We start from the raw sequence: 19,283 nt of genomic DNA on the forward strand, positions 1-19,283 counted from the left end.
AAGTTGACGCTCGAATCGCTTAGACTCAAACGCATGAAAACCCTCTATGTCTTCAACGGTCCCAACCTCAACCTGCTGGGCACGCGCGAGCCGAGCATCTATGGCGCACAGACCCTGGCCGACGTGCAGGCCCTGTGCGAACGCGCGGCGGCCCAGCATGGGTTGAAGCTGGATTTTCGTCAAACCAACCACGAAGGCGCGCTGGTCGATTGGCTGCACGAAGCCGGCCGTGCCCAGGCCCAGGGCGCGGCCATTGGTGTGGTGTTCAACGCGGGGGCCTACACCCACACCAGCGTCGCCTTGCACGATGCGATCAAGGGTGCGGGTGTTCGTCTCATCGAACTGCACATCAGCAACGTCCACGCCCGTGAGGCTTTCCGCCACCACAGCTACATCAGCCCCGTCGCCTCGGCCGTCATGGCGGGCTTCGGCGTGGGCGGGTATGCCTTGGCCATCGACGGCTTGGTGATGCAGCATCGCGCCAGCGAGGGCGTGGTGCGCGACGGCCGCGCGCTCGAAGCCCCGGCCGCGTCGGAAGGCGTGGCCCGCCTGCCGTCCAAGGACTGAGCGCACCGGCTCGCCCCGCTCAGCGCCGTGCCGCCAGCGTGACCGAAGGCGGCACGCCATAACGCCGGCGGTAGGCCTGAGCGAAACGCCCGAGGTGGGTGAAGCCGCAATCGAAGGCGATCGCGGCGACCGAGGCCGTCTCCACGGGGGACGCGCCGTCGGCTTCGCCGCGGGCGGCGCACAGCATCGCGTGAGCACGTTCCAGGCGCAGGGCCTGCAGGTGCTGCATGGGGCTGGTGTCGCGAAAGCGCTTGAAGGCTTCCAGCAGCGTGCGCGTGGAGGTTCCGGCTGCGGCGGCGATGTCGGCCAGGCGCAGCGCCTCGCCCGCGCGCTCGGCCATGCAACGTTCGGCGCGCAACACGCAGGCCGGCGCGATGCCCGTGGTCTGCAGGTTGGCGTCGTGCGTGTCCGTCCCCCAGCCTTGGCCCTCGTGCAGCAGGTGCACCAGCAAGCGCTCCATCTCGACGGCCACCAGGGGATGGCGCCGCGCCGTGTCCAGCAGGGCGGGGGACCCGGCGATCAGGCGCAGTTGTTCGAGCCAGGCCTGCAAGCCGGGGCGCCGCAAATCCAGCGCGCCATGAAAGCGGGCCGCTGCGCCTTCCAAACCCAGATGGGCCTCGACCATGTGGCGGTCCAGCCGCAGCACGAACTGCTCGCAGTCGGGTGACAGGTCGGCGAGGAAGGAGTGACCCGGCGCGCAGACGACGCCGGTCCAGGGGCTGGCCGTGAAGGTGCGGCCCGCGCTGCGCACCTCGGCGTGGCCGCGCAGACAGAACATCAGCAAGTGGTAATCCTCCACCGCCTCCACGTCCACTTGCGTGGGTTGGCCGAAGAAGGCGATGGTGCCCAGGCCCAGTTCGCCCAGGCGCACGTAGTCCATGTGCGAACGCGAGGGGCGGCCCGTGCCCGCGCCCAAGGGGCGCAGCCGGTGCGGCTGCATGACCCGCGAGATGCGCTCGCGGGCCTCGTCCAGGTCGTCGGATTCGAACAGCCGGTGCGCGCGCAAGGCCCGGGGTTCGAAGGGGCCGACATCGGTGGCGACGGCTGCGGGACGGGGGGCGAGTTGCATGGCCGGTTCGGTGTTCCAGGAAACAGTCCGGAAGCGGGCAGCAAAGTGCAAGAAGCGCGCCAGGCCTCGCGCACCCTGCTTCACGCAGGTCAAGTTCCCGCGTGAAAGCCGCGCTAAATGGACAGCGCGCTGTCCGGTCTGCGGCAAACGGATAGCCGCGTGCCGCGAGTGTTCCAACAATGTGGCCATTCCCCGCCGCGCCGTCACGACGCGCACGGAGGGTTCAGTCACAAGGAGCACTTTGATGAATGACGTCGTTGACGTGGGCGCACCGAAAACGGGCGCGAACCCAGGGGCAGGTGCCTCGGCCGCCGCCACGGCCCAAGAAGCCGTGGTGCATTTCCCCCGGGCGGATGGTTCGCGCACGCCCTACAAGGTGTTCAGCTCCCAGGAGGTCTACGAGCGCGAGCAGGAGCGCATTTACCGTGGCCCGGTCTGGAGCTTCGTGGCGCTGGAGTGTGAGATCCCGAACCCCGGCGATTACAAGAGCACCTTCGTCGGCGACACGCCCGTGGTGGTGACGCGCACACCCGAGGGCGAGCTGGCCTGCTGGGTCAACCGCTGCGCGCACCGCGGCGCCATGGTCTGTCGCAACGCGCGCGGCAATGCCAAGGAACACACCTGCGTCTACCACCAGTGGAGTTTCGATTGCAAGGGCAATCTGCAGGGCGTGCCTTTCCGTCGCGGCAAGGACGGCGCGCCGGGCATGCCGGCGGATTTCAAGCCGGCCGAGCACGGCCTGAAGCAACTGCGCGTGGACAGCTACAGGGGCATCGTCTTCGCCACCTTCAGCGCGGAAACGCCGCCGCTGCCCGACTACCTGGGTGCTGAAATGCGGCCCTGGGTGGACCGCATCATGCACAAGCCCATCGTCTACCTGGGCTGCACGCGGCAATTCGCCAAGAGCAATTGGAAGCTCTATTACGAGAACGTGAAGGACCCGTACCACGCCAGCCTGCTGCACCTCTTTCACACCACCTTCAACATCTTCCGCGTGGGCATGAAGGCGCGCTCGCTGCCCGACGCCACGCACGGCCTGCACAGCATCATCACCGCGACCAAGCCCAAGGAAGAGAAGGAAGACACGGCCGATGCGTACAAGCAGCAGGCCATCCGTTCCATGGACGAGGGCTTCCACCTCGAAGACGACTCGGTGCTGGGTTTCGTCTCCGAGTACGAGGAAGACTGCACCAACCACATCCAGACGATCTTTCCGCAGCTCGTGCTGCAGCAAATTCACAACACCTTGGTTTGCCGCCAAGTGCTGCCCAAGGGGCCCGACCAGTTCGAGCTGGTGTTCCACTTCTTCGGCTACGCCGACGACACGCCCGAGCTGCGTGCCTTGCGCATCAAGCAGGCCAACCTCGTCGGGCCGGCGGGCTACATCTCGATGGAAGACACCGAAGCCACGGAACTGGTGCAGCGCGCCACCCTGCGCGATGGCGATGCCGCGTCCATCATGGCGCTGGGCTTGACGGACGGCGAGCCCAGGCAGGACACCATGATCACCGAGAACCTGATCCGCAAGTTCTGGGCGGGGTACCAGAAGCTCATGGGCTATTGAAGAGAACGGGAAGAGGAACACGACCATGACCACCCTGACGCTCAACAAACCGGTGAGCCCGACCACAACCGCACCTGCCGCGGCGACGCTGGAGTCCATCACCCTTTGGTTCGAGATCAGCCAGTTGCAGGAACGCTACTGCGCCGCGCTGGACAACAACCGCCTCGAAGACTGGGCGGCGATGTTCACGCCCGATTGCCTCTACGAGATCGTGCCCAAGGAAAACGCCGACCTGGGCTTGCCCATCGGCCTGATCTACTGCGACAACCAGAAGATGCTGCGCGACCGCGTGCTCTCGCTGCGCCACGCCAACATCTACGAAGACCACAGCAACCGCCACATGACCTCGGGCCTGACCATCCAGCCCGTCAGCGCGAACGAAGTGCAGGTCGAATCCAGTTACGTGGTCATCCAGACCCGCACCAATGGTGAGTCCTTCGTCTACCAGGCAGGCCGTTATCTGGACCGCATCGTTCGCACGCCCGAGGGCTGGCGCTACAAGAGCAAACGGGTGATCTACGACACCTCGCGTGTGATGACGCTGTTGGCTACGCCCATCTGATGCAGAGGCATTGACCATGAATGAAACCGTTGCAGACCTCCAGTGGCATGACGTGGGCGAGCCGGACGACTTTCCCGATGGCGCGGTCTGGCCCGTGGTGGCCGCTGGCATGCCGATTGCTGTATTCCGCGCGGGCGAGGCACTGCATGCGCTGCACGATTTGTGCACGCACGGTGCGGCCAAGCTGTCGGACGGCTATGTGGAGAACGGCTGCGTCGAATGCCCGCTGCACCAGGGCCTGTTCGACATCGCCACGGGCCAGCCCTGTGGCGGGCCGGTCACGCAGGCCGTGCGGAGTTTCCCGATCCGCGTCGTCACGAGGGACGGGGCAGGCCGGGTCGAGGTCGGAATCGGTTAAAACTCCGAGCTTTGTCGACGTTGGGTCGATGCCGGGTCGGATTTCCTTTGATTTTTCCAACATGGAGCATGCATGAAATCTTCTTTCTTTCCCACCGCTCTGGCGGCTTTGGCCCTGAGCTTCGGCCTGAATGCGCAGGCCGCTGATCCGGTCAAGGTCGGCTTGGCCCTGGACTTGTCCGGCCCCTTCGCGGTCGGCGGTGCCGAGGCGCGCGACGCGATCAACCTGGCCATCAAGCTGCTGGACAACAAGCTGGGCGGCTACCCGGCGGAGTTCATCCAGGCCGACACGGCCGGCAGCCCCGACCAGGCGCGCCAGATCGTGCAGCGCTTCGTGCAGCGCGACAACATCGATTTCTTCACCGGCCCCGTGCCGTCCAACATCGCGCTGGCCGTGGGCCCCGTGCTGTTCGGCGCCAAAGTGCCCTACATCAGCAGCAACCCCGGCCCCAGCCAGTACGCGGGCGAGCAGTGCAACCCCTATTTCTTCGGCCTGAGCTACCAGAACGACACCTGGGACGAAGCCGCGGGCCAGTGGGCCAGCGACCAGAAGGTCAAGAGCGCCTTCCTGATCGCGCCGAACTACCCGGCGGGGCGTGATCACCTGGGTGGCTTCAAGCGCACCTACAAGGGCGAGATCGTCGCCGAGGTCTATGGCAAGGTCGGCCAGATCGACTACGCGGCCGAGCTGGCGCAGATCCGCGCCGCCAAGCCGGCGGCCGTGTTCTTCTTCCTGCCCGGCGCCATGGGCATCAACTTCATCAAGCAGTTCGTCGCCGCCGGCCTGTCCAAGGACGTGCGCCTGATCACCGGCCCGGCCTCGGCCGAGGAGGACACCATCGCCGCCGTGGGCGAGCCCATCCTGGGCCTGTACTCCACCTCGCCCTGGTCGCATGACTTGCCCAACGCCGCCAACCAGAAGTTCGTGAGCGAGTTCCGCAAGGCCTACGGCCGTTACCCCACCTTCTACGCCGCGCACGCCTACGAGGCCATCATGGCCATGGACGCCGCCGTCAAGGACGTGAAGGGCAAGGTCGACGACAAGGAAGCGGTGCTCAAGGCCCTCAAGGCGGCCAACTTCGCGTCCATCAAGGGCAGCTTCAAGTACGGCAACAACCAGTTCCCGATCCAGGACTACTACCTGCGCGTGATCGAGAAGAACAAGGACGGTGTGCTGACCAACAAGACGCTTTCCACGCCGCTCAAGAGCTACCGCGACGCCTATTACTCGCAATGCAAGATGTGAATGTGCTCCCCCCCCGAGGCGCCTTCGGCGCCTCCCCCGGGCACGGCAGGGCCACTTGCGTGTCCGGGGCGCTCCCAGCGGCTCAGGCTTTGCCGGTTCCGCGGGAGCCCTGGGTTGGGTTTGTAGCGCGCGGACGTTGTTGGTTATGACCCCCATACTTTTTGTCGAGCAGATGCTCAACGGCATCGGCTATGGCCTGATGTTGTTCCTGCTGGCCGCCGGTTTGACACTGGTCTTCGGCATCATGGACGTGATGAACCTGGCCCACGGCTCGCTCTTCATGGGCGGGGCCTATGTGGCGGCCCAGGTGCACACCAGCAGCGGCTCCTTCCTCGCAGGACTGCTGGCCGCCCTGGCCGTGGTGCTGCTGGTTGCCCTGGCGCTGGAAGCTTTGCTGGTGCGGCACCTCTACGGGCGTGACCACCTCGCCCAGGTGCTGGCGACCTTCGGCATCATCCTGGTGGCCGACGACGCGGTGAAGATGATCTGGGGTCCGGCGCCGTTGATGGCGTCCTCGCCCACCGCCTTGGTCGAACCGATCGAGGTCCTGCCTGGCCTGCCTTACCCGTCCTACCGCTTGCTCATCCTGGGGGTGGGCCTGCTGGTCGCGCTGGGCCTGTACCTGCTGGTCAACCACACCCGCGTGGGCATGCTGGTGCGCGCAGGGGCCTCCAATCGAGCGATGGCCGAGTTCATGGGCGTGCGCGTGGGCCGGGTGTTCTCTGGCGTCTTCCTGCTGGGCGCGGCGCTGGCCGCCTTGGCCGGTGCGTTGATGGGGCCGATCACGGCGGTGCAGGTCGGCATGGGCGAGGAGATCCTGATTCCCGCCCTGGTGGTGTTGGTGATTGGCGGCATCGGTTCGGTGCGTGGCGCTTTCATCGCGGCGCTGCTGGTGGGGCTGGTCGACACCTGCGGGCGTGCCTTCGTGCCCATGGCCTTGCGCGCGGTGCTGCCCCCCGCGGCCGTGTCCGATGTCGCGCCGCTCGTCGCGGGGCTGGCCATGTATGCCTTGATGGCGACGGTGCTGGCGTTCAAGCCTGCTGGTCTGTTCCCTGCGCGAGGCTGAAATGAAACTGGCTCGTTGGCTGCCCTGGGTGGCGCTGTTGTTGCTGGCGGTGTTCCCGCTGGTGGCGCCCTCGCTGGGGCTGGACTTTTACGTGGGCTTTGTGCGGCGCGTGCTGATCTTTGCACTGGCTGCCGCGGGCTTGAACTTCATCCTCGGTTTCGGCGGTCTGGCTGCGCTGGGGCACTGCGGCTTTCTGGGCGTGGGCGCCTACACGCTGGTCGCGCTGGCGCACTCGGGTGTGCACAGCGCCTGGCTGCTTTGGCCCGCGGCCCTTCTGGTGGCGGCGCTGGCTGCCGCCCTGATCGGCCTGGTGGCGCTGCGCACGCGCGGCGTGTACTTCATCATGATCACGCTGGCCTTCGCGCAGATGCTGTACTACGTGGCCGTCTCGCTGCGGCCCTATGGCGGGGACGACGGCTACAACCTGGTGACGCCCACTTCCTTCGGTGTCGGTCTGAACACCCTGAACGACAGCGTTTTCTACGGGGTGGTGCTGGCCTTGTTCACGGGTGCCATGCTGCTGTTCAACCGTGCCACGCGCTCACGCTTCGGCCATGCGCTCATGGGCGTGCGCGACAACGAGACGCGCATGCGGGCGTTGGGCTTTCCGGTGGGGCGCATTCAACTCGCTGCCTTTGCCATCGCGGGGGGCGTGGCGGGTTTGGCCGGGGCCATGCTGGTCTCGCACAATAACTTCGCCAGCCCGTCCATGATGCACTGGACGCAATCGGCCACGCTGTTGGTGATGGTGGTCATCGGGGGCGTGGGGCAGCGCTGGGGCGGCCCGGTGGGTGCGGCGGTGTGGATCGGGCTCGAAGAAATCGTCAAGGCCTACACCGATTACTGGCATCTGCCGCTGGGCGTGCTGCTCGTCGCCATCGTCTTCCTCGCGCCGCGCGGCATCGCGGGCTTGCTGCAAGGCCGCGCGCGCACGACACGCGCCGCGACCAGCGCGGCAGCCCAGGAGGGTGCGGCATGAGCGCTACGACAGCCACAACGGCCCTGTTCCAGGTCCAGGGCCTGGTCAAGCACTTCGGTGCGTTGCGCGCCACGGACGATGTTTCCCTCGCCGTCAACGCGGGCGAGATCCACGCGCTGATCGGTCCCAATGGCGCGGGCAAGTCCACGCTGGTCAACCTCATCTCCGGACTGCATGCGCCGGACGCGGGCCGCATCACGCTCGATGGTGTGGACCTCACGCCCCTGCCCATGCATGCGCGCGTGCGCGCTGGCCTGTCGCGCTGCTTTCAGATCACCAGCATCTTTCCCAAGGTCACGGTGCTGGACAACCTGCTGCTGGCCGTGCAGTCCTCGGGCGGTCGTCATCCGGGCGGCTCGGGGCGCGGCTTGCCGCGTGTGCTGCACACCTTGCTGGCTGACCGCGCGCGCGACGACGCCCTGCATGCACAGGCCGTGTCATTGGCCGAGCGCGTGGGCCTGGGAGGCAGGCTGGAGCGCTTGGCCGGCACCTTGCCGCACGGGGCGCAGCGCCAGTTGGACGTGGCCCTGGCCCTGGCGGCGGAACCGAAGCTGCTATTGCTCGACGAACCCATGGCCGGCATGGGGCCGGAGGACAGTGAACGCATGACGGCATTGATCCAAACACTGAAGCAAGACATGGCCATCCTGCTGATCGAACACGACATGAAGGCCGTGTTCGCCTTGGCCGATCGCATCTCGGTGCTGGTCTACGGCAAGGTGCTCACCTCGGGCAGCGTGGACGAGATCCGCGGCAACCCGCAAGTGCAGGCGGTCTACCTGGGTACGGAGGATGTCGCATGAGCTTGGCGCAAGCGCTGCTGGACGCCGAAGGCATCGAGGCGGGTTATGGTGCCGCTGTGGGCTCGGGCGAGGGCGCCAGCCAGGTGCTCTTTGGCATCGACCTGAGCATTCGGGCCGGTGAAGTCGTGACCCTGCTGGGCCGCAACGGCATGGGCAAGAGCACGACCATCAAGACCCTGATCGGTGCCTTGCCGCTGCACCGGGGGCGCATCCGCTTCGGTGAAACGACGGTCGCGGCTGCGCAGGCTGGCGGCCCGCGCCAGGCCCTGCGGCCCGACGCCATCGCCCGCCTGGGCGTGGCCATCGTGCCCGAAGGGCGGCAATGCTTCCCCAACCTGACGGTGGAAGAGCACCTGATCGCCTTCGCCGATACCCGCAACGACCAGCGCGAAGCCTGGGATCTGGGCAAGCTCTACGCCCTGTTCCCGCGCCTGCGGGAACGCAAGCACCACATGGGCAACCAGCTCTCGGGCGGCGAGCAGCAGATGCTGGCCATCGCCCGTGCGCTCTCGACCAACCCGCGCTTGCTGATCCTCGACGAAGCCACCGAAGGCCTGGCCCCCGTGATCCGCGAGGAAATCTGGAAGTGCCTGCGCCAGCTCAAGGACCTGGGCCAGACCATCCTGGTGGTGGACAAGTACATCGAGCGCCTGTTGGACCTCGCCGACCGGCATCTGGTGCTGGAGCGGGGGCGGGTGGTATGGCAGGGGGATTCGGCGGCGCTGCGGGCGGACCGCAGCGTCTGGCAGGCCTACCTGGGCGTCTGAGTCGCCTCCAGGGCCGAGGCCCCAGCCCTCTCGCCGATGGCGGGTCAGTGCGTGGCGGTCTCGCGCAGCAGCAAGCCGCTCAGCCGGTTGGCGATGGGCCAGATCAGCGTGGTCATGACAAAGGCGATGGGCCAGGCGCAGACGAATTGCCGGGCCCAGACCCCGAGCCAGACCGCACCCGGCCCGAGCGCGATCAGGGACATGATGCCCGACATCGTCGCGGCCATCATGCCGGTCATCAGCACTTGGGTGAGCAGAATGCGTTTCTTGTTGATCATCGGGTTCTCCAAAAGATTGATTGCGCGCACCGGGGACCGAGCTGTGCGCTGGCATGAGATTTTTATTATATATTTATAATTATCAAAACATAATCATAGAGTGGGCCCGCCATGAGCAGCAAGAAGAAGGGGATCAGCGACGAACAGTTGGCCAGCCTGGCCGATGCCGTGCTCGAACTGGCGCGCAAGCTCGACATCCGTCATCCCGAATTGCACGGCCTGCCCCCTTTGACGGGGACTGAGGTGGCTGTAATCCGCGACGTGCATACCCGCCCGCATGCCACGCCCAGCCAGATTGCCGACGCGACGGGCCTGCAGCGCAGCAATGTCAGCACGGCCCTGCGCGCTCTGGAAACGCGGGGCCTGGTCCGGCGTGAGACGGTCGAGGGCAATGCACGCAGCGTCCAGGTCGTGCCGACCGACCTCGCGGTCGACGGCATCCGTCGCATCAAGGCCTACTGGAGCTTGCGCCTGCGTCAAGCCGACGAGGCAGACTTGGCTGCCGCCCTGGCGGCGCTGGAGACGCTGGCGCGAATCGCCGACGCGATCGACGTGGAGCCTTGAGTGCTGGGGCGCTGGATCCGGTCACCCAATCCCAGACACCATCACACTGAACTCAAGGAACCAACCACTTCTGCATGAACAGCGCCTGCCCCGCCGCCGGGTCCAGCTGGTATTGCGCGAAGCCGAAGCGCTGGTAGCTGGCTTGGGCCACCGCGTTGCCCGAGAGCACTTCCAGCGTGAGCTTGCAGCAGCCCAACTGCCGTGCGTGCTGCTCGACGGCGGCCAGCAGGGCCTGGCCGACGCCCCGGCCGCGGTGGTCCGGGTGCACGGCCATGTCGTGGATGTTGAGCAGGGGGCGTGACTTGAAGGTCGAAAACCCCAGGAAGGAGTTCGCCAGGCCCACGGCTTCTTCCCTGCCTTGATCGGAGCGCGCCCAGGCGATGACGCTGAACGCACCCGGCTGCGCCGCCAGGTCGCTGGGCAAGCGGCGTTTCACATCCTCGGGCAAGGGCTCGCCGCCGCCCATGGGGTCGCGTGCGTAGAGGTCCAGCAGGGCCACCAACGCGTCGGCATCACGCGCGTCGCGGTAGTTGACGTGACGGACTTGAAGGTGCGGGGTGGCGGGGCTGTGGCTCATGGGGTCGATCTTCGCCGTGGTCATTCGGGGGGTCGTGCGCTTCTGGGAGGTTGACGCAGCAGGCTGGCTGTGCCCGAGGCCAAGGCGAACATGGCGCCGATGGCCAGGGCCAAGGAGGGGCCGAAGGCGGTGTCTGCCGCGTCCGCGCCGCCGATCACGGTCAGAGGGTAGAAGCTGAAGACGGTGGCCAGCACCACGGCCCCCAGGGTCTGGCCGGTCAGGCGCGCGGTGCCCAGCATGCCGCCGGCCGCACCGGCGCGTTGCGCCGGCGGGGTGGTCAGGATGATGTGGTTGTTGGGCGACTGGAAGATGCCGAAGCCCGCGCCGCACAGCAGCAGACAGGCCACCACCCGGAGGTCGCTGGCGTGGGGCGGGAGCAGGGCCAGCAGGACCAGGCCCGTGGCCAGCAGCGCCATGCCCGCAGCACCCAGCCAGGCGCCGGGCACCTTGCCGATCACGCGGCCGACCAGGGGCGCGGCCACCACGATGGCCAGGGGCCAGGCGGTGAGCAGGGCACCGGCCTGCAGCGGCGTGCGCCCCTGCACTTCCAGCAGCAGGAAGGGCAAGCCGGCGAAGGCGATCATCTGCGCGCAGAAGGCGCCGACCGAGGCGCACATGGACAAGGCGAACACCGGTATGCGCAGCAGGTCCAGCGGCAACAGCGGGCGCGTCATGCGCCGCTGACGCGCCACGTACCAGACGCCCAGCAGCAGGCCCGCCAGCAACTGCAGCGCGGGCAGCAGCAGGTCAGGTGCGCCGAAGCCCGCCACACCCGTACCCTCCGCGTGGGCCGTGCCCGGCGCGGCGTCCAGGTGGGTGCCCAGCCCGTCCGCGCCCAGGAAGACCAGGGAAAAGACCAGCACGTTCAGCGCCGCGTCCAGCAGCGTCCATTCGGTGCGGTGCGTGGCCGGCGGGCTGTGCGGCAGCGAACGCCGCCCCAGCCACAGCGTGAGGAGGCCCAAGGGGATGTTGACAAGGAACAGCCAGGGCCAGGTGGCGATGGACAGGATGGCCGCGGCCACGGTCGGCCCGGCCACGGTGGAGGCGGCCACCACCATGGAATTGATGGCCAGGCCACGGCCCAGCAGGCGGCGCGGGTAGATCTGGCGCACCAGCGCGGCGTTCACGCTCATGATGCCGGCGGCACCCACGCCCTGGAGCGCGCGAGCGGCCGCGAGCTGGGGCAGGGTTTGCGCCAGGCCGCAGGCCAGCGAAGCCAGGGTGAAGATGGCCATGCCCACCAGGTAGACGCGGCGGTGGCCCAGTCGGTCACCCAGATTGGCCAGGGGCAGCAGCAGGCCCAGGGTGGTGAGCTGGTAGGCGTTGAGGATCCAGATCGAGCCGGCCGCGCTGGCGTTCAGGTCGCGCATGATCGGCGGCAGCGCCAGGTTGACGACGGAGGCGTCCAGCACCGAGACCACCAGTCCCAGGATGATCACGGCCAGCGCTTGCAGGCGTTGTTTGAAGGGCAGGCCGTCGGGAAGACCGTCGTTGGCCGGGGCCGGGGTCAGCACGGGGGGCGTCTGTTGCGCTTGGTCACCGATGTGTGCATCGGCTTGACCGGGAGTTGGGGCCGTCATGGCTATGATTATCCCGTTCCGGGGCATTCGCCGTCCGGCTTTGCCGCGAATCCCGCGGCCGGAGTGCAGTCATGAGCAGCAGCTTGCAGATCGATTTTGTGTCCGACGTGGCCTGCCCCTGGTGCGCCATCGGTCTGGGCGGACTGGAGCAAGCCTTGGACAAGCTGGTGGGTCGCGTGGATGCGCAGGTCACTTTCCAGCCCTTCGAGCTGAATCCGTCGATGGGCCCCGAGGGGCAGGACGTGGGTGAGCACTTGACGCAGAAGTACGGCTCCACCCCCGAGCAGCAGGCCGAGATCCGCGAGCGCATCCGGGAACGTGGCGCCGCGGTGGGCTTCGCCTTCAAGCCTGAAGGCCGAGGCCGCGTCTGGAACACCTTCGACGCCCACCGCCTGCTGGCCTGGGCGGCGGATGCCGAGGCCGGCAATGGCCCGGACAAACAATGGGCGCTCAAGAAAGAACTCATGGCGGCCTACCACGGCCGGGCCGAGAACGTCGCGGATGTCGAGGTGCTGGCTCAGGCAGCGCAGGCCGCCGGTCTGGACGCGACGCGCGCGCGCGCCATCCTTGCCGGGGAGGACTATGCCCTGGCCGTGCGCGAGAGTGAGCGTGAATGGCAGCAAGCGGGCATCAGCGCCGTGCCCGCCGTGGTGGTCAACCGCCGCTACCTCATCTCGGGCGGGCAGCCCGCGGCCATGTACGAAGAGGCCCTGCAGCGCATCGCGGCCGAAGCCGCCGCCGAGTCGCCGTCGGCCTGAATCCCCCGTCTTACTCGCTGCTCTTCACTGCGCGCCTGCCAGTCCACCGATACCGCTGCACCCTAAAAACGACAACGAGGTTCTATGGTTTCCTTCCTGGTTCGCTACATCCTGATTGCCGTGGCTTGCGTGTTCATGCTCCTGGGCATGCAGTTGCCCAACCTGGCCGACCAATACGCCAAGCGTGTCGACGCCAGCCTGCGCGAGGTCACGCTGAATTTCGAGCCCTTCCAGCGCATCGCCAACCAGCACACGGGCGGCAACATCGATGCCCTCATCAAGCTGCACCGCGACAGCGCCATCGCGCCCTTTCAGGCCGAGGGTGAGGCCATCGACCGCATGAACAAGCGCCGCTTGCGGCTGCTGGCCCAGCACAAGGCCATGCAAGGGCCGCTGCACGAACGCCTCTGGCACTTGGCCATGTTCGCCGACCCCAATCTGCGCGAGCAGACCTTGCTGCAGTACACCCCCACCGCCCCGCTCACGCAGGAGGCGTTGGTCGCCGGCGGGGTGGTCGCCCTCACCGCGCTGTTGCTGCTGGAGTTCGCCATGGCCCTGGGCCGCTGGATCGCCGACCTGGTGGTGAGCCAAGTGCGCCAGCTCTTCCAGCGCAAGCCGAAGCCGGCCCGCGCGGCGGAGTGATCGCGCCGATCACTCGCGTTGTGAATCCGGGCTTTGTGCCCGGGCGCTCAAACCGCTCCTAGACCGCCGTCGCTTGGGCCGGGGATGTCAGCGCGGCCAGCTCATCTTGCGGCGCGACCGTCACCGCCACATGCAGGCCGTGCGTGCCGCCGCCGTGGATGACGCCGCGCAAGGGCGGCACATCAGCGTAGTCCCGCCCGGTGGCCAGCGTCACGTAGTCTTCGCCGGGCGTGCCCCAGCCATCGCGGGCGTTCGTGGGGTCCAGGTCGTACCAGCCGCCGCGGGCGCTTTCCTCGTTCGCCTTGCTCACCTGGTCGTCTTCCTCGGACCGCAGGTCCGGCAGCCACAGGGACACCCAGGCGTGCGAGGCATCGCTCCCTATCAGGCGCGGCCGGCCGGGTGGCGGCGTCGTCAGCAGGTAGCCGCTGACATAACGCGCGGCCAGGCCCACGCTGCGCAGGCAGGCCAGCATGATGTGGGCGAAGTCCTGGCACACCCCCTGGCGCATCTCCAGCGCCGTGAGCGCGGGGGTGTGCACTTCGGTGCTGTGGGTCTGGTATTGAAAGTCCGCGTGGATGCGGGTCATCAGCTCACGCGCGGCCTGCAGGGCGGGCCTGCCTGGCGTGAAGCTGGGGCGCGCGTAGGCGGCAAAGGCCTCGTGGCGCGGCGCGCGCGGCGAGGAAAAACTGAACTCGGCGGCGGACTGCCAGGTCGCGCGGGCCTGGTAGCGGTACTGATCACGCAGCGCCTCCCAGGTCACGGTGCTAAGGGTGGATGCGGTGGGGTGTGGCGCGCGCGTGATCAGGGCGCTGAGCGCTGTCACGCGCAACAAGTTGTGCGGACGGTCCAGGGCGAAAAATGCGCGGTGGTTGCCGTAAACATCGACCGACCAGGCGTCGGGGCCTGTGGGCGTGGGGCGAGGCGAGTCTTCGCCCATCCCAGTCTCGACGGTCAATTGGTGCTCCAGCACGGTTTGCCAGGGTGTGTCGGGCGGACGCAGGTAGGCGATGTGCTGCGCGAGTTCAACCGTGCTGGCGTAGTCGTAGCGCGTTTCGTGGGTGATGTGCAGGTCCATGCCAGTCTTCGGTCTGAGGGGCGCGCTTGCCGTTGGGGACGTTCGGGTTCGTCGAGGGGCGAGACAGCTCAGAGCTCCAGGCTCTGGCTGGCCTGTCCGGCATGCGTGAAGTAGCGCTGGCTGATTTCATCGGAGATGCGCCAGGCCGCTTGTTCGCAATCGGCGAGCAGGGACTGCAGGGCCGTGGCGTTTTCGGCGGGCTCGCTCGTCGCTTCCTCGCTCGCCGCTGGGGTCCTCGGGCCCAGGGCCCAGGCTGGGTCAGCGGGCAGCAGGGCGGCCAGTGCGTCCTGGTCCACGGACAGGCCCGACAGGCGGGCCAGGTGCTTCTGCAGGTTCTGCACCACCCAGCGTAGGGAGCGCGGGTTCTCGGTGTCGCGCAGCAGCAGATCCAGCAGGGCCGTGGTGTCATGGCTGAGTTGGTGCTGAGCGCGGAAGGTGATGGTGCTGTCGAAGAGGGCGAGCAGGCTCTCGAACCCGCCGTCTTCTTCCTGCACCGCGCCACTGGCGAAGCTGCTGGACAACGCTGGCGCGAGGAAGCTCAGGCGCTCGATGTGCCGGCCGATGGAGAGCAGGCGCCAGCCATCGTCGCGCGTCATGCGATCGGTCTGGCCGCCCGTGATGGCCGCCAGGTGAATGCTGGTGGCGTCCAGCAGGCGCAGGGCCTCGGTGACGGCGTAGTCGTTGTGCGCGGCCATGCCCAAGGCACCGCCCTGACTGCTCAGGCGCGCGCTGCGCTGGGTGAATTCGGTTTCGGCCTCGGTGATGACCTTCCAGTGCTCCTGCGACAAACGCTCGCGCACGCCAAAGGCGGCGGTCTTGAGCGCGCGCAGGCTTTGGCCCACGCTGGCGGCGTGCTGGGTTCCGCCCAGGTTGGCGATCAAGGTGCGCGCGAAGACGCGCCGCGCCTGCGTCGCCGAGGGGGCACCCGGGGGTACCAGGCTGTTGCGCTGAGCCAGGTCGCTGAGCCAATCCAGCAGGGTGGTGGAGCGTGTTTCCTGTTCGCCAAAACCAGCTTGCAGGCCCATGCCCGCGCTCAGGCTGTCCAGGGCGAGCCGGGCCAGGCGCAAGGCGTTCTCGGCGCGCTCGGTGTAGCGGCCCAGCCAGTAGAGGTTTTCGCCCGCCCGGCTGGTGACGAGGCGCTTGCGCTTGTCGTGCGGCTCGTGCCGAGAGGCGGGCATGGCCGCGGGCGGCGCGCCAATCAGGGTGGTGCGGTCCACCTCACCCGAGGTCAGCACCCAGGTGTCGGCGCTGCTGCCGCCGCGCTGCATGGAGGCCATGCCGGCGCTGCCGTCGGACAGCCGCGTGGCCAGCCGGGTCAGGCCGCCGGGCAACACGCGCCAGCGGGGTTGTCCCGCGCGGGCGCCACTGGTTTCCAGGCCATCGCACATGGCGAAGACGCGCATCAGCGCTGGGCGCGGGGCGATGCGGTTGACGTGCCAGGTCGGCGTCTGCGACAGGGGCAGGTAGCTCTGCACCGTGTGCTTCTCGCCTTCGCGCAGCAGCCGGCCCATCCATTGGTCCAGCTCCTCGCGCTTCAATTGGCGGCACAGCACGGTCTCGGACGCACCCGAAGGCGCGGGGTAGGTGGGCTTGATGACGCACTCGGCCAGGCTTTCCTGCACGTCTCGCACGCTGGCTTCTTCGCCGCACCACCAGGTGGGCAGCGCGGGCAGGGACAGGGTCTCGCCCAGCAGCTCCCGGGACAGCGCCGGCAGGAAACCCAGCAAGGCGCCGGACTCGAGGAAGGCCGAGCCGGGCGCGTTGGCCACGATCACGTTGCCCGCGCGGATGGCCTGCAGCAGGCCGGGCACGCCCAGGGTCGAATCGGGGCGCAGTTCCAGCGGGTCGAGGAATTCATCGTCCAGGCGCTTGAGCAGCACGTGCACGGGCTCCAGCCCGCGCAGGGTCTTGAGGTAGAGCTTCTGGTCGCGCACGGTCAGGTCGTGGCCTTCGACCAGGGTCAGGCCCAGGTAACGCGCCAGGTAGGCGTGCTCGAAATACGTTTCGTTGTACGGGCCGGGCGTTAGCAGGGCGATGTGCGCGTCTTGGCCCGGGCTGACGTGGGCCGCGCTCATGCGCTTGAAGCCTTCGATCAGCGCGCGGTAGGTGGCCGCGAGATGCTGCACGCGCATGCCTTCGAAGGCTTGCGGGAACTGGCGCGAGATGGCGAGGCGGTTTTCCAGCAGATAGCCCAGGCCCGAGGGAGCCTGGGTGCGCTGCGAGACGATCCACCAATGGCCGTCCGGGCCGCGCGCCAGGTCGAAGGCGGCGATGTGCAGGTGCACCCCGCCCACCGGGGCCACGCCGTGCATGGCGCGCAGGTAGCCGGAGTGTCCTTGCACCAGGGCCGGCGGCAGCAGACCGTTCTTCAGCAGGCGTTGCGGGCCGTAGACGTCGGCCATCACCTGTTCCAGCAGCCGCGTGCGCTGCAGCACGCCAGCTTCGATGTGCTGCCATTGCTCGGGCGTGACGATGAAGGGGAAGAGGTCGAGTGACCAAGGCCGCTGCGGGCCGCTGGCGTCGGCGTAGACGTTGTAGCTGACCCCGTTGTCGCGGATCTGCCGCGCCAGGCTGGCCGCGCGGGGATTGAGGTCGGCGAAACCTTCCGCGCCCAGGTGTTCGAAAAATGCGGTCCAGTGGGGCGCAAGCGTGGGCCGGGGCGCACTGGATGCACTGGACGATGCGGGCGCCGCGGCGGTGGCCCGGGCGGTGGTCGGGTTGCCCGTGGACGGGGTGGTGCTCGCCGGCGGGATGTTCTGCGCGGCCGGATTGGCTTTGACGCCCGCGGCAAGGGAGAGGGCGGCAGGTCCCGCCGACGCGCCCGGGGCCGCGGCGGCTGGGCTGGCGGCCGGGGCCGTTGGCACTGCGGCTGACGGAGGCGTCTGGCTGGGCGTCTGGCCGCGCAACTCGTCGAAGTGCTCCAGGCCGGGCGGCAAGGCCAAGCGCAACACCTGCTGCGTGGTGGAGGGCAGGGTGTCGTCGTCGAAAAGGTCAGGGCTGGCTCGGTCCACCATGGCGCTATTGTGACATTGGCCCTCGCGGCCGGGACCGGAGTTCGGGGCGTGTCTCGGCGCCCCCACGCCGAGGCCCGGAGGCTTTACAGGAGCTGGCTACACTGACGGCCCTCCCGGGAGCTTCAAGAGTCTGTGTCGTCATGAGTTTGTTCAAAGCCGCTTCCACGGTCTCGCTGCTGACCCTGGTGTCGCGCGTCACCGGCCTGGCGAGGGAATTGCTGATTGCCACCGCGTTTGGTGCCAGCGCCCTGACCGATGCCTTCAACGTCGCGTTTCGCATTCCCAATCTGTTTCGCCGCTTGTTCGCCGAGGGCGCTTTCAGCCAGGCCTTCGTGCCCGTGCTGGCGACCGTCAAGGAGCGGGAAGGTGCGGATGCCGCGCGCCACCTGATCGACCGGGCAGCGACGGTGCTGGCCTGGGTGCTGCTGATCGTCAGCATTGCAGGCGTCTTGGCGGCGCCTGCCCTGGTCTGGCTGCTGGCCTCGGGCTTGCGTGAATCCACCGCCCTGGCAGCGGCAGGCTCAGGCGCGGTGACGGCCTACGACGCGGCGGTGTTCATGACGCGTTGGATGTTCCCCTACATCGCTTGCATGTCGCTGGTGGCCTTGGCCGCCGGCGTGTTGAACACCTGGCGGCGCTTTGCCGTGCCAGCGGCCACGCCGGTGCTGCTCAACGTCGCGATGATCGTGGCGGCGTTGTTCGGCGCTTACTGGGGCTCGCCCTGGTTGCTGGCGCATGGCATAGAGCCCATCTACACCTTAGCGGTCGGGGTGCTGGTGGGCGGACTGTTGCAATTGGGCGCGCAGGCCTGGGCCCTCAAGCGCATGCAACTGCTGCCCCGCATCGGATTGACGCCCAAGTCGCTGCGTGCGGCCTGGAGCGACCCGGGCACGCGCCGCGTGCTCACGTTGATGGCACCCGCTTTGCTGGGTGTGGGCGTGGCCCAGCTGTCGCTGCTGATCAACACCCAAATCGCTTCTTACCTCGCGCCGGGCAGCGTCAGCTGGCTGAGTTACGCCGACCGCCTGATGGAGTTTCCCGTGGCCTTGCTGGGCGTGGCCCTGGGCGTGGTGCTCATGCCGCAGTTGGCGGCCGCCAAGTCCATGAGCGATGCGCAGCAGGGCGCGTCGCGCTACTCCGAGCTGCTCGATTGGGGATTGCGCTTGGTCGTGCTGCTGGCCGTTCCCTGCTCACTCGCCCTGTTGCTGTTCGCCCAGCCTTTGACTGCGGCGCTTTACCACTACGGCGCCTTCACCGCGCGCGATGTCCAGATGACGGCCGCGGCCCTGATGGGCTGGGGGGCAGGTTTGCTGGGCGTGGTCGCGGTCAAGGTGCTCGCACCGGGGTATTACGCCAGCCAGGACATCCGGACGCCGGTGCGCATCGCCATCGTGGTGCTGGTGCTCACGCAGCTGCTCAACATCGTGCTGGTGCCGCTGTGGCAGCACGCGGCGCTGTCGTTGTCCATCGGCATTGGGGCGCTCGTGAACGCGCTCTGGCTCTTGCTGGGCCTGCGCAAGCGCGGCAGCTACCGGCCCTCGCCAGGCTGGTGGGCGTTCCTGGCGCGGGTGGTTCTGGCCTCAACGCTGCTCGCGGCTTATCTGTACTGGGCTGCCGGGGCGTGGGACTGGACGGGTTTGCGGGCCCAGCCCGGCTTGCGCATAGGTCTCTTGTGCGCGGTCGTGGCCGGTGCGGGCGTCATTTACCTGGGGGCGGCCTGGATGTCCGGATTGCGCCTGCGGGCCTTGATGCGACGTTGAGCCCCACGGGGCGTTGTGGCCTGCTATAAACCGGTGCACGGCGTCGGGCCGCGGC

The 19,283-nt window shown here is 67.9% G+C and carries 18 protein-coding genes and 1 pseudogene; 13 read left to right on the plus strand and 6 right to left on the minus strand.

The genetic code is table 11. From position 1 onward, the window contains the following. Positions 1-33: 33 nt before the first annotated feature. Positions 34-465, plus strand: a pseudogene (gene aroQ, locus HGR_RS01210) (type II 3-dehydroquinate dehydratase); the annotation flags it as partial. Positions 466-586: 121 nt separating this feature from the next. Here the strand turns inward: aroQ and andR are convergent. Beyond that, positions 587-1,636: an anthranilate 1,2-dioxygenase regulatory protein AndR gene (gene andR / locus HGR_RS01215; protein WP_050797355.1), complete on the minus strand. Its 1,050-nt coding sequence runs from the start codon at positions 1,634-1,636 to the stop codon at positions 587-589. A gap of 244 nt (positions 1,637-1,880) precedes the next feature. On the opposite strand from andR, the gene andAc reads away from it, so the two are divergent. From andAc to HGR_RS01255, 8 genes are all read left to right on the plus strand, one after another. Continuing rightward, complete coding sequence (andAc, locus tag HGR_RS01220; RefSeq protein WP_006296221.1) at positions 1,881-3,200, plus strand: anthranilate 1,2-dioxygenase large subunit AndAc; 1,320 nt, start codon at positions 1,881-1,883, stop codon at positions 3,198-3,200. Between the two features lie 25 nt (positions 3,201-3,225). Continuing rightward, positions 3,226-3,762 carry an anthranilate 1,2-dioxygenase small subunit AndAd gene (gene andAd, locus HGR_RS01225; protein ID WP_006296222.1) on the plus strand — a complete coding sequence of 179 codons (537 nt, stop codon included), beginning with the start codon at positions 3,226-3,228 and terminating at the stop codon, positions 3,760-3,762. 16 nt (positions 3,763-3,778) lie between these two features. Further along, positions 3,779-4,120 (plus strand): non-heme iron oxygenase ferredoxin subunit, encoded by a 342-nt coding sequence (locus tag HGR_RS01230; RefSeq protein ID WP_006296223.1) that lies wholly within the window; start codon positions 3,779-3,781, stop codon positions 4,118-4,120. Positions 4,121-4,192: 72 nt separating this feature from the next. Continuing rightward, positions 4,193-5,365, plus strand: coding sequence for an ABC transporter substrate-binding protein (locus tag HGR_RS01235; RefSeq protein ID WP_006296224.1), 1,173 nt, complete (start codon positions 4,193-4,195; stop codon positions 5,363-5,365). Between the two features lie 145 nt (positions 5,366-5,510). Next, positions 5,511-6,431: a branched-chain amino acid ABC transporter permease gene (locus tag HGR_RS01240; protein ID WP_039851932.1), complete on the plus strand. Its 921-nt coding sequence runs from the start codon at positions 5,511-5,513 to the stop codon at positions 6,429-6,431. 1 nt (position 6,432) lies between these two features. Then, positions 6,433-7,410, plus strand: a complete 978-nt coding sequence (locus HGR_RS01245) for a branched-chain amino acid ABC transporter permease (protein ID WP_006296226.1) — start codon at positions 6,433-6,435, stop codon at positions 7,408-7,410. Then, on the plus strand, positions 7,407-8,213 hold the full coding sequence (locus HGR_RS01250; RefSeq protein ID WP_006296227.1) for an ABC transporter ATP-binding protein: 807 nt from the start codon (positions 7,407-7,409) through the stop codon (positions 8,211-8,213). Before HGR_RS01245 ends, HGR_RS01250 begins: the two co-directional genes overlap by 4 nt. Continuing rightward, positions 8,210-8,980, plus strand: coding sequence for an ABC transporter ATP-binding protein (locus tag HGR_RS01255; protein ID WP_006296228.1), 771 nt, complete (start codon positions 8,210-8,212; stop codon positions 8,978-8,980). The genes HGR_RS01250 and HGR_RS01255 overlap by 4 nt, the downstream gene beginning before the upstream one ends. 44 nt (positions 8,981-9,024) lie before the next feature. Here HGR_RS01255 and HGR_RS01260 read toward each other — a convergent pair whose 3' ends face one another. Continuing rightward, entirely contained in the window at positions 9,025-9,258 is a 234-nt protein-coding gene (locus tag HGR_RS01260) for a DUF2798 domain-containing protein (RefSeq protein WP_006296229.1), read from the minus strand. A 111-nt stretch (positions 9,259-9,369) separates the two neighbouring features. Between HGR_RS01260 and HGR_RS01265 the strand changes: the two genes are divergently transcribed. Beyond that, on the plus strand, positions 9,370-9,822 hold the full coding sequence (locus tag HGR_RS01265) for a MarR family winged helix-turn-helix transcriptional regulator (protein ID WP_006296230.1): 453 nt from the start codon (positions 9,370-9,372) through the stop codon (positions 9,820-9,822). A 52-nt stretch (positions 9,823-9,874) separates the two neighbouring features. Here the strand turns inward: HGR_RS01265 and HGR_RS01270 are convergent, their stop codons facing one another. After that, on the minus strand, positions 9,875-10,399 hold the full coding sequence (locus HGR_RS01270; RefSeq protein ID WP_039851961.1) for a GNAT family N-acetyltransferase: 525 nt from the start codon (positions 10,397-10,399) through the stop codon (positions 9,875-9,877). Between the two features lie 20 nt (positions 10,400-10,419). Then, positions 10,420-11,979, minus strand: a complete 1,560-nt coding sequence (locus HGR_RS01275) for an MFS transporter (RefSeq protein ID WP_006296232.1) — start codon at positions 11,977-11,979, stop codon at positions 10,420-10,422. Between the two features lie 71 nt (positions 11,980-12,050). On the opposite strand from HGR_RS01275, the gene HGR_RS01280 reads away from it, so the two are divergent. Together HGR_RS01280 and HGR_RS01285 are read left to right on the plus strand one after the other, a co-directional pair. After that, entirely contained in the window at positions 12,051-12,737 is a 687-nt protein-coding gene (locus HGR_RS01280; protein WP_006296233.1) for a DsbA family oxidoreductase, read from the plus strand. A gap of 84 nt (positions 12,738-12,821) precedes the next feature. Continuing rightward, complete coding sequence (locus HGR_RS01285) at positions 12,822-13,379, plus strand: DUF2937 family protein (protein ID WP_006296234.1); 558 nt, start codon at positions 12,822-12,824, stop codon at positions 13,377-13,379. Between the two features lie 58 nt (positions 13,380-13,437). On the opposite strand, the gene HGR_RS01290 is transcribed toward HGR_RS01285, so the two are convergent. After that, positions 13,438-14,454, minus strand: a complete 1,017-nt coding sequence (locus HGR_RS01290) for a transglutaminase family protein (protein WP_006296235.1) — start codon at positions 14,452-14,454, stop codon at positions 13,438-13,440. Positions 14,455-14,522: 68 nt separating this feature from the next. After that, complete coding sequence (locus HGR_RS01295) at positions 14,523-17,468, minus strand: circularly permuted type 2 ATP-grasp protein (RefSeq protein WP_006296236.1); 2,946 nt, start codon at positions 17,466-17,468, stop codon at positions 14,523-14,525. A gap of 140 nt (positions 17,469-17,608) precedes the next feature. On the opposite strand from HGR_RS01295, the gene murJ reads away from it, so the two are divergent. Next, positions 17,609-19,228: a murein biosynthesis integral membrane protein MurJ gene (gene murJ / locus HGR_RS01300; RefSeq protein ID WP_006296237.1), complete on the plus strand. Its 1,620-nt coding sequence runs from the start codon at positions 17,609-17,611 to the stop codon at positions 19,226-19,228. Positions 19,229-19,283: the final 55 nt, after the last annotated feature.

This window comes from Hylemonella gracilis ATCC 19624, assembly GCF_000211835.1.
GTDB lineage: Bacteria > Pseudomonadota > Gammaproteobacteria > Burkholderiales > Burkholderiaceae_C > Hylemonella > Hylemonella gracilis.